General features: G+C 51.0%; 9 protein-coding genes. 7 read left to right on the top strand and 2 right to left on the bottom strand.

Features of this window, described 5'->3' with window-relative positions; translation table 11 throughout:
- Window positions 1–44: 44 nt before the first annotated feature.
- Both FDY93_RS04590 and FDY93_RS04585 read left to right on the top strand, forming a co-directional pair.
- Window positions 45–662 (top strand): serine hydrolase domain-containing protein, encoded by a 618-nt coding sequence (locus tag FDY93_RS04590; protein ID WP_171018887.1) that lies wholly within the window; start codon window positions 45–47, stop codon window positions 660–662.
- 66 nt (window positions 663–728) lie between these two features.
- Window positions 729–1,028: a hypothetical protein gene (locus FDY93_RS04585; protein ID WP_246068455.1), complete on the top strand. Its 300-nt coding sequence runs from the start codon at window positions 729–731 to the stop codon at window positions 1,026–1,028.
- Window positions 1,029–1,167: 139 nt separating this feature from the next.
- On the opposite strand, the gene FDY93_RS04580 is transcribed toward FDY93_RS04585, so the two are convergent.
- Window positions 1,168–1,404: a helix-turn-helix domain-containing protein gene (locus FDY93_RS04580; RefSeq protein WP_220446089.1), complete on the bottom strand. Its 237-nt coding sequence runs from the start codon at window positions 1,402–1,404 to the stop codon at window positions 1,168–1,170.
- Between the two features lie 228 nt (window positions 1,405–1,632).
- Here FDY93_RS04580 and FDY93_RS04575 point away from each other — a divergent pair, with 228 nt between their 5' ends.
- From FDY93_RS04575 to FDY93_RS04565, 3 genes are all read left to right on the top strand, one after another.
- Window positions 1,633–2,373: a hypothetical protein gene (locus FDY93_RS04575; RefSeq protein WP_138234545.1), complete on the top strand. Its 741-nt coding sequence runs from the start codon at window positions 1,633–1,635 to the stop codon at window positions 2,371–2,373.
- A 246-nt stretch (window positions 2,374–2,619) separates the two neighbouring features.
- Entirely contained in the window at window positions 2,620–3,384 is a 765-nt protein-coding gene (locus FDY93_RS04570) for a hypothetical protein (protein ID WP_138234544.1), read from the top strand.
- Window positions 3,385–3,440: 56 nt separating this feature from the next.
- Window positions 3,441–3,809: a PH domain-containing protein gene (locus FDY93_RS04565; protein WP_138234543.1), complete on the top strand. Its 369-nt coding sequence runs from the start codon at window positions 3,441–3,443 to the stop codon at window positions 3,807–3,809.
- Between the two features lie 335 nt (window positions 3,810–4,144).
- On the opposite strand, the gene FDY93_RS04560 is transcribed toward FDY93_RS04565, so the two are convergent.
- Window positions 4,145–5,098 carry a peptidyl-alpha-hydroxyglycine alpha-amidating lyase family protein gene (locus FDY93_RS04560; protein WP_138234542.1) on the bottom strand — a complete coding sequence of 318 codons (954 nt, stop codon included), beginning with the start codon at window positions 5,096–5,098 and terminating at the stop codon, window positions 4,145–4,147.
- A gap of 95 nt (window positions 5,099–5,193) precedes the next feature.
- On the opposite strand from FDY93_RS04560, the gene FDY93_RS04555 reads away from it, so the two are divergent.
- The gene (locus FDY93_RS04555) at window positions 5,194–6,090 is read left to right on the top strand and encodes a LysR family transcriptional regulator (protein ID WP_138234541.1); all 897 of its coding nucleotides are present in this window, start codon (window positions 5,194–5,196) and stop codon (window positions 6,088–6,090) included.
- Window positions 6,091–6,306: 216 nt separating this feature from the next.
- Window positions 6,307–8,820 carry a hypothetical protein gene (locus FDY93_RS04550; protein WP_138234540.1) on the top strand — a complete coding sequence of 838 codons (2,514 nt, stop codon included), beginning with the start codon at window positions 6,307–6,309 and terminating at the stop codon, window positions 8,818–8,820.
- Window positions 8,821–9,423 lie beyond the last annotated feature (603 nt).

Here is a 9,423-nt window from a genome sequence, read left to right as displayed (position 1 = left end):
GGGGTCATGGCTGATTCCTTTGTGTAAGTACGGTTGGAATCAGTGTGTTGAAGTCGAATCAGGAAAAACAGGTGCTGATTCTTTGGCGCTTACAATACAGCGATACCGGATTTAACCTGCTGGGAGCCGTCGTCAGTGCGGTGTCCGGCATGCCCTTCGATCAGTATGTGGAACAACACATACTGGAGCCCAGTCATATGCGACACAGCGGCTACTATGATGGTCAGCAGGGTATAGCACCCTCTGCACAGCCAACCTATCAGGGCAAGGTGCTGACACAAACGCAGCAGCGGCCCTTCGATCCTGGCTTTTATCCCAGTGAAGGATTGGTCTCCAGTGCCGAAGATCTGGGCCTTTGGCTCAGCGCCACGCTGAATCAGGACGACAGTATTCTGACCGCGCCCAGTTATGCGGAAATGCTGCAACCACGTGCAGACACCCCATGGGGAGATATCCAGGTTGCACTGGCGTGGCAGGTCTACAAGAAAGACGACAGAATCGTAGCCCAGCACCTGGGTAGTTTGCGCGGATACAAGTCGCTGCTGATCAGTTATCCACAGGAACGCAACGGTATCGTACTGCTGACCAATGCGGCGGAGGCCCCACGGTTTGAGATTGCCGAGAAATTGACGCAGGCCTTGCGGAGCTCGGGCGTCTGGTAGTGCGGCCTGCACTCTATTGCCCCCAACCCTGCTACACTCGCCACAAAATATTGACCCGGATAAATTATGCAAGAAGAAATTCTAAAGGTGTTTCTAACCAACCAGTGGCTGACTATACCGATATTCATCATCCTGGTAATCGGTATTACCCTCTTCTGGTTCGGTGGTCTGATGGCTGCGCTTACGGCATTGGGTAACAACCGCTGGGGTTGGGGCTTATCGGCGATTATTCTCGGCCCGATAACGGGATTTCCATACTCCCTGATTTACAAGGAAGCCTCATACCCGAAATCACTAATGATCAAAGGCTTGATCTTCCTGCTAGCGGGGCTGATGTTATCACTCATTGCATGGGTAATTGCCTGAGTGGAATCTGTAGTAAATTTTGTTGCCGGCGTCCACCACGCCGCCACATGGCACTAGGGGGAAAATTTTCACACAACATCAAAACAACAACTAGCAACACCATGATCATGCCGCTGGTACAAAGATGTACATCGAGGGTTTATTTTTCAAGGTCTATGTTTTTCGCTATCTCTACAACTCGCGCTTTATCTTTTGCAGACAGCCGGTGGAAATACAGTAGCAACTCCGCAGTGGCGTCGTCTTTCGCATAGAGATACTCAATCGGCACTTCCAATACCTCGGCGAAGCGCTCTGCCAGTGGATACCCGGGCGTATGAACGCCACGCTCGTACTGGCTCATCCGCGCACTGACCGACATTTCATCTATGCCGGCCATAATACTGAGACGCTCTTAAGAGAGCCCCAGGCGTGATCGAGCTTCTTTTAGCCGCTTCCCAATAACAGACATTTAGCCTCCTGTACAAAGCTTAAGACAGGTTTAGATTTTGCTTGTCCGACCACTAAGTATTACTTAGCATGGTTATCACAACACTTGAAAGTGGAGATTCCCTTAAGACCGCATTAGGGTTGCACGTACTCGCATATTGGCAAACTCTGGAAAACAATGAATCGAAATCACGGAACCGCCATTGCGGCGAAATCAATTCTGATAGTGCTAGCATTTCTCGGATCATCCGACATCTGGGCGAAAGAAAAATATCTCTGTTTCGAGGGAATCTCAGACAAAGCCAATATGCTCTGCTACCCAAATACCATCGACTCGGAGCGAGAGGCGATTGTAAAGCATGCGGTTGATCGGTTGGGCTTGAAGTTGGACGGGAAAGAGCCTCTAGAGTCGCTGGCAACCATGGGGCCTGACATGGCCAACTTCTACACACAGGATAAATTTGAAGCCTCGCTTCGAAAGCACTTCCCCCTGCTCGGTCGCAATTCCATTGCACACATCGTGCATCACGGCGAGAGTTCCGCCCTTCTTCTAACAGATGGATCACAGCTCCTGTTCGATCATGAGAAACAATCGTTCATATTCGGCTTCAATGAGCCACCGCCTCTAGCCGGGCTGGCATACTATTACGGACGCGGCAGTAAACCCGGCACTTGGGCGGAGGAACTTCCCATCTCCAATTGTGCCCTTACCCGGGAAGGAATCACCTTTGTTGCACCGGCGCGTGAAAACCTGCTTTACAGCCAAACCGGGTCATTCTGCGCTTACGATGGTTATTATTTCAAACCGATTGGAGGTAAACTCGAAGTCCGCAAGGTGGATCAGATCGGACAGGGGCAAAGCCTGATCAGCGTAAATGGTCTCGCTCCAATGTTGGAATGGCTCAAACAGGGTCAGTAATTTTATGGGACGCGCGATTTTAACGACTTGGCGTAATTTATAGCTTCTGAAAGCGGCGCATCGACAGAAATTGCTTGTTGCGAAGCTGGATGCTTCAGAAGCCAATCCGCGCCCCAAGGTTTTGTATCAGCGACTAATCTTTACCGAGAAACATAACAAAAAGCCCACGCAAAGCTTGACGGAAAAACGGGATCTTATGTGTAGGGAAATCCTAAGATCAACGCCAATGTGACAAAGGAAGACGCTATGGCCGGTAATAACAATTTTCAATCCCTGCGCGAGTTTTCACAGAAGGTTTATAAGTTTCAACAGGAAAAATCTATTTTCGCGTTGGATCCCCATGGAGAAGTAAATGGTGGAGCCATCAACCATGTCGTGTTGCCGAGTGATCAGTTCAATTTAATCAAGGGTGGTGTTTGCGCATCCTTAACCTGCGCCTGGCTTAAAGAGAAACAAACCAGCGGGAACTCTTTCAGGGGAAACTCCGCCGGCGGTAATATCCACACGGGTAAAAACCTTGATACTGTGGCTGCGGCGGCAACATACCAGATTGAGTACGTATCTAATTTTCAGAAAAACTCCCCTATTAAACTATACGGACTCAAGCCTCTTTCTTACCCAGATGGTAACGATGTCCTTGTAACTAAAATGACGCCCTTCCAACGGACAACAATGAGCGGTTATGTAGAACGCGGATTTTTGCGTGAAATCGAGGTATTGCCTTCCATATTAAATGCTTGCGAGCGAGAATATCTTAAGATGGGTCGGGGTGTTTATGTTAGTTTTACCTTGCGCTCTACTATCGAAGGCAAGCAGGGAGGTGGCCATGCGGTGGGAGCCTACCGAAGCCGCGGCGATAAACTTTACTTTTTCGATTCAAACTGTGGCGTTTACCATGTAGCCGATCCTTATAGTTTTTTTGATGCATGGATAAACTGCTATAAAAATATAGGCTATGAAGTTACCATCAATGAAAATAACGGCAACGGATTTACCTACGTCAAAGGGTAGCCTGACTTGCCGTATGTTGTTCAACGACTGCGCAAGACCCCGGGAGCCTCCAAGAAATGATCGATTTCAGTAATAAGAGCGTATTCAAGCTCAAACAGAATTCGGACTTCGCCGAGAAGGTGGCACCACTGCTTCTGGATGGTGAAGAAGTGCTGGACTCGTTCAAATCCATGCGCGACGGCGTGGTATTCACGAGCAAGCGTATCATCGCGTTGAATGTGCAAGGCCTTACCGGTAGCAAGAAAGATTTTACTTCCCTGCCCTACAAAAATATCGTGGCTTGGTCAGTAGAAACCTCCGGCACATTCGATATCGACAGCGAGCTGGAGATGTATTTCTCTGAAGTTGGCAAGGTGCGTTTCGAGTTCAGTGGCAAGTCACGGCTCGTGGATATTTCGCACTATATTGCGCGCTATGCGCTGTGAACACAGGACCGGGTGTATTGAAGCGCAAAGCGGCAAATCATTTCTAAAATGGAATCAGGTACCGGGATACACTATTTGAATGTATCCCGTGAGCAAAGCCTCGAACCAGACAAATATACGTCGCGTCGGCACTCCAGACCTGGTTGGTAGGGTAATCGGAACTCCGCGCAATAGACATGGGCACGCCCTTGTGCTTATGGTGCTTCTTACTGGTCGCCGATCCTGAAACCATACCCGCTTAGACCTATTTCGCCGTACTGGCGATCTTTATCGCCCTCGTTATCCTTGCTTGGTCTAGAACGGTGTGCTGATGTTTGCGCGGGAGCCGGGGTGGATTACCTAAAAGTCTGGGTGCGCCAGTTCAGCAATTCGCCGACATAGACCACACCTTGATTGTCGACAGCCAGACCGTGTGGAAAGCCGAATTCCGACTCACGTTTGCCCCACTTTCCAAAACGCTCAATCACAACGCCTTCCATGCTCACTTTGTTGATTTCACCACTTCTGGCATCGGTCAGGATCAGTGTGTTTTCATCATAGCGTTCCAACTCATATGGGTAACCGATATCCCGCCACTGATTGATGAAATGACCGTCGGTATCAAAAATCTGGATGCGGGCGTTCTGCCGGTCAGTTATGTAGATCTGGTCCCGCTCGTCAATGTACACAGAATGGGGGAAATTGAATAAGCCTGCTTTGTCCCCTTTGTGCCCCCAGGTACTCAGTAGATTGCCATCCGTGTCGAACTTAACAATCCGAAAGTTTCCGCCGTCAGCCACATAGATATTGCCATTGCTATCCAGAGCTACATCACTGGGAGCATTTAACAAGTTAAGTTGGTAACCGTTATCAAACCAGCCGGTCCCCGGAGAGTCGCGACGCCCCAAGATCAGATGGATCTTACCCTCTATATCCATTTTGAGCACCTGGTGGGTCTCCTGATCAGTGGTCCAGATATAGCCTTCCTTATCGACAGATAGTCCGTGCGGCATTTTGAACAATCCGATGCCCAGTTCGCGCTTGAAATGGCCCTTCCGGTTGAAGAGCATCAGCGGATGCAGGCCCCGATTGAAAACTACAAGATCGCCGGATGGCATAAACTCCAGCCCCGCGACTTCACCGAGATACCAGTTTTCCGGCAATTTCAAATCAAGCAACTCGGTGCGGCTGGTATCCACAACACCGGCAAGGCTCGGGGCACAAAAAGCAGAGCAGATAACAGCCGCAGCAAGGTAGGCTACCTGCAACGCCTTATTGACGGGATTTCTTTTCCTAAGCTTTAGTATCATCAGACAGTCTCCAATAGTTGTGGAGCCAGTATGAGCCTCATATAATTTCCGATTAAGGCGTATTACGGAAGTTGATATTTTCCAATAAGGAATTAATGGACAAGGATCTAATAGCTCTATTGCGTGTGTTTTGTGCCGTGGCTGAAGCTGGAAGTCTGTCAGCGGCGGCCGATCGCCTGGACGTACAGCCTCCGGCGATCAGCAAGTCGCTAGCCAGGCTGGAAACACTGCTTGGTAAGCGGCTCTTTAACCGCACGACGAGGGCAATTGAGATCACGGAGGTTGGGCGATACGTCTATGCGGAAGGCCTCAAACAGCTTCTGGCGCTGGAGGCGTTAGTAGAAAATGTCGGCGCCTTTGATCAAGCGCCGGCCGGAACTCTAACCATTACTGCCAGCTCAACTATTGGAGAATACTTGATTGCCCCATCCCTGGCGGATTTTGCCCGGCAATTTCCGCAGATAGCGGTAAACCTGCTGTTCAGCAATACGATGCTGCGATTGCCCTCTCAAAATATCGATATTGCCATTCGCAGTAGCCAGGCCTTGGAAGATTCGACGTTAACGTCCCGAAAACTATTTGAAGTAGCCAGGGTAGTAGTAGCGTCGCCAACTTACTTGGAAAGAGCGGGCACTCTGCAGGAGCCGGAGGAAATCACCCATCATGCCTGCCTGAATTTTCGGCACAGAGAGTTGTACGATCAATGGGATTATGTTCGTGATAACATTCACCATGAACTTGCCACTCGTACCACTTACAGCGCGAATAGTTACGCGACCTTGAAGACCTTGTGCTTGACGGGCCTGGGCGTGGCCAGGCTTTTTGAATATCAGGTCAAAGAGGAGTTAAAACGAGGTGAACTGGTGGCTATAGCAAGGCATGTAGACTGGGGAAGACAATCCATTCACGCTGTTTATCATGGCAGGCTGGCGGATTCGCCTAAAGTCCAGGCCTTTCTTACACATTTTTGCGCACAAGGCGGGCAGAACTGAGGTCGAAATAAATCGGGCCGGATCAAAAATCAAACGAGTTCAAATCAGTATTCTGCCCCAATTCGCGCACTCATTATTCATTGCTCGCTGTGATCACATCGCATTTGCCAGTAGTGGCGTCCATTTCATCAAACTAGCGCTGTATGAGCTGGTTCTCGTGCGCCATTTATGGTTTTCTGCCAATCAAATAGTCAACCAATCAATGTTGGAAAATAAATGCGCGAAAACGGATTTTCAGGAAAGGGGTTTTTGTGGACCCTGCTGTTGTTGCTTACCGGTTGCGGCGGCGGGGGGTCGAGTTCCAGCGGTCCCGGGCAGAGCAGCGGTGGAGATGAGCCGCCGGAGCCCTCCCAGTTTACAGCCACTCCACAGCAGCTGCGCGATCGGGTCGCCATCGACAGCGCCCCGGCAGAAATCACTCTGGAAAACACACCGCTGCTCTCCGGAAGCTTCTATGAGTTCTACGCGCTTGCGCAAGAGCTCTACTACACCTACTTCGACGAATATACCTGGGGTTTTAATTCCCTTGATGTCCAGAATGGTGTTTTCGACTGCCGTTATGGTGGCTCCCTGGAAATGCGTTACTCCGAAGGAAATACCGTCTTATCCGCATTTTACTCTGACTGTGTGGAGAGCCTCCCGGGGATCGAGGGGCCGGTAACCCTGTCCGGAGCGGAGCGCCAGAGCTTTCTGTGGGATGAAGCTGGTGAGCGCTATATGCGGCACGAATACGACGGTTATCGCATAGTCGCGGATAGCGGAACCCTGGCTATAGACGGAGTTACCGAACTCTTCAACTCGCGTATCGACGGACGCCCGGGAGATGTGCTGCTGGACCTCTCCATTCGTGACGACAGCGGCTTCCATATCCGCGCGGAGAACCTGTTGTTCGACCTGTACCGGAACCAGTACGGGGTCTACTTCCATAATGTGATTGAAAGAGTTTCCGGTACCCTTGAGTTTTCCGACGGGAAGGTAGAGATTCTGCACTCCGGTACGGAGCCGCTGGCGCTGCGCTTTAGCGGTGCTACCGAAGCCGCTGCCAGTATGCTCGTGGGGGGCTGGTATCCCAACAACATGTATATGCAGCTGGGCTTTGATGGCGATGGGGATGGCTATCGGGATAACACCCTGTTTGCCACGCTGGATGAGTACCTGGAGGAGCCATTTGCCAGGGGCGGTCTCGCAACACCGCTGTTGCGAGGCTCCAGCCCGAATAGGGCGGAGGATGTGGAGAACCTGGGAGCTACTCGTGCCGGTTTTGATGCAGCGCCCTTCTTCCGCGACCCCGGTGGAAACCTGCTGAATTATTCCGCGGCACTGACAAAAGCGGAGGAAGTACTGGGAGATAAATTATCCGATCCCCGGGAGGAGATCGAGGTTCGGGAGTCTGTCGACTTTCAGCTGGAACAGGATCACGCGGGCCATTTTGTTCTTTCCTCGGAGATCCAAAGTCCGTTGCTGGTGTATACCTTTGAGATGACGGCGCGCAATCGTCACGGTGAAGTTTCCGAGGAAACACTGCTGGTGGAAATGCCCGTATACCTGGACACGGATGGGGACGGAAATCCGGATCTGTTCGATTCGGATAAGGATGGTGACAACGTCAGCAACGACGATGACCCTTGGCCAATGGATCCTTCTAAATGGCGGGATACGGATGGCGATGGCATTGACGACAACGCCGATGAGGACGACGACGGGGATGGTGTCGTGGATACCGATGACGTTCAGCCCCTGGATTTTCTTTGCAGTATCGAAAGCGATACGAATGGGGAAGTGTGCCTGCAGCGAGTAGTGCTGGGCAGCGGTTACGATCGACGCAGCGCCTTTATGGGTAGCGATGGCATCGTCTACTTCTGGCACTCCGATGTGCAGGATATGTATCGCTGGGACTCCAAGAGCGGGCACTTTCTTGAGCCGGTAGATATGAATCCTGGTGCCCTTGGTGAAGTATATTATTCCGACAAGAATACGCTCATCAACACGCCCTTACAGGATGCGATCTATGTGCTTTTAGGCTCATCGTTTCAAACCCGATTTATGATGCGAATCGACCTGACCGACGGACTTGCGGAAACACTCTTTCTCGACGAGGAAGGCTTTGCTGCCCTGGAACTGGGGATGCAAAGCCGAGTTTTTGATCATACCGGGTCTGCCCTGATCTTAGGCTCGGTCTTCAGAACAAAGCGTAACTATGTCGCCGTCGGGCGAGATGGAGAAGTGCTTGATCACTACGTCAGTGAAATGCCAAGCGACTATGCGGCAAGTGATGACATCAATTTCCGGTCGCACGATCTTGGCCCATTCTGCACCAGCGGCTTCTACTTCGACACGGAAAGCGGCACTTTTGTTGCCAACGACAGCGGAGATCCGCAGGCTGATCCCTGCAGACGCACACTTGATGACACAGGCACTTGGCCCGCAGTGTCTACCGATGGCCAGCTGGCCCTGACCAGCGAGGGCATCATTGATCGCTTCCAGAATATGGTGGCGGAAGTTCCGGGTCTCTCTCCCGCGACGACTACCTGGTTTGGTGAGCACCTCTACCATCTGGATCGGGAAGCAGGCCGCCTGGTACGCTACTCTCCCGCCGGTGAGCCGCTGGGCCAGATGTCCATCCCCAAAGCCGGTTACAACGATTACCTGATGGTCGCTGGTGATCACTTGGTGTACTTCGCTATCAACCAAGAGAATAACCATGTACTGATGCTGCGCTACAAAGAGTAGCGTAGGCACGCGCCCGCCAGACATTTACCCCCTCTTTTACATACCAGCTGGTGCGAAGCGGCGGCGCAGCACTTGCTGGGCCGCCAATTTCTTCCACATAGCCTTTGCCGAACGAGCACACGCCGCAGTGTTTGCAGAACAGGTGGTGTCCCTGCTTGCTGCTGAGGAATTTGCAAGTAACACTTGCGAGTTAACAGGTTTTTGAGAAGCAGATGACAACGTAGGCGCCGCAGGCTTTACCTGAACCAGCCAGGCGTGTAGATGATCTGATGAAATTACTCGGCTTCAATATGGCGGTAGGAAATGGCTATATACCTGAACGTTGCTGTGCCATTTTCCTATGCATAAGGATGATTACCGGCTGAACGTGTCAAAGCACCACTAACCTAGAATATGAAGAGAGCAAAATATTACTTGCGAAGTCATTTGCAGAGAGACGCGACAAAAGTTCAACTATCGCAAAACGCGTACTCGTTATGAGAACCAGGCTGGATTTCCAAGGTTCCCTATCTATGGCGCTTCCTATGAAATCCCTTTTAAATCTTCGGCTTGACGAAAACCTTCATACACTTTATGGATAACATTCTAACTTATTCGCGAATT

The organism is Microbulbifer harenosus (assembly GCF_005771435.1).
Classification (GTDB): domain Bacteria; phylum Pseudomonadota; class Gammaproteobacteria; order Pseudomonadales; family Cellvibrionaceae; genus Microbulbifer; species Microbulbifer harenosus.
The sequence above is the reverse complement of the archived record's forward strand: the minus strand, read 5'-3'. Positions and strand labels throughout refer to the sequence as shown.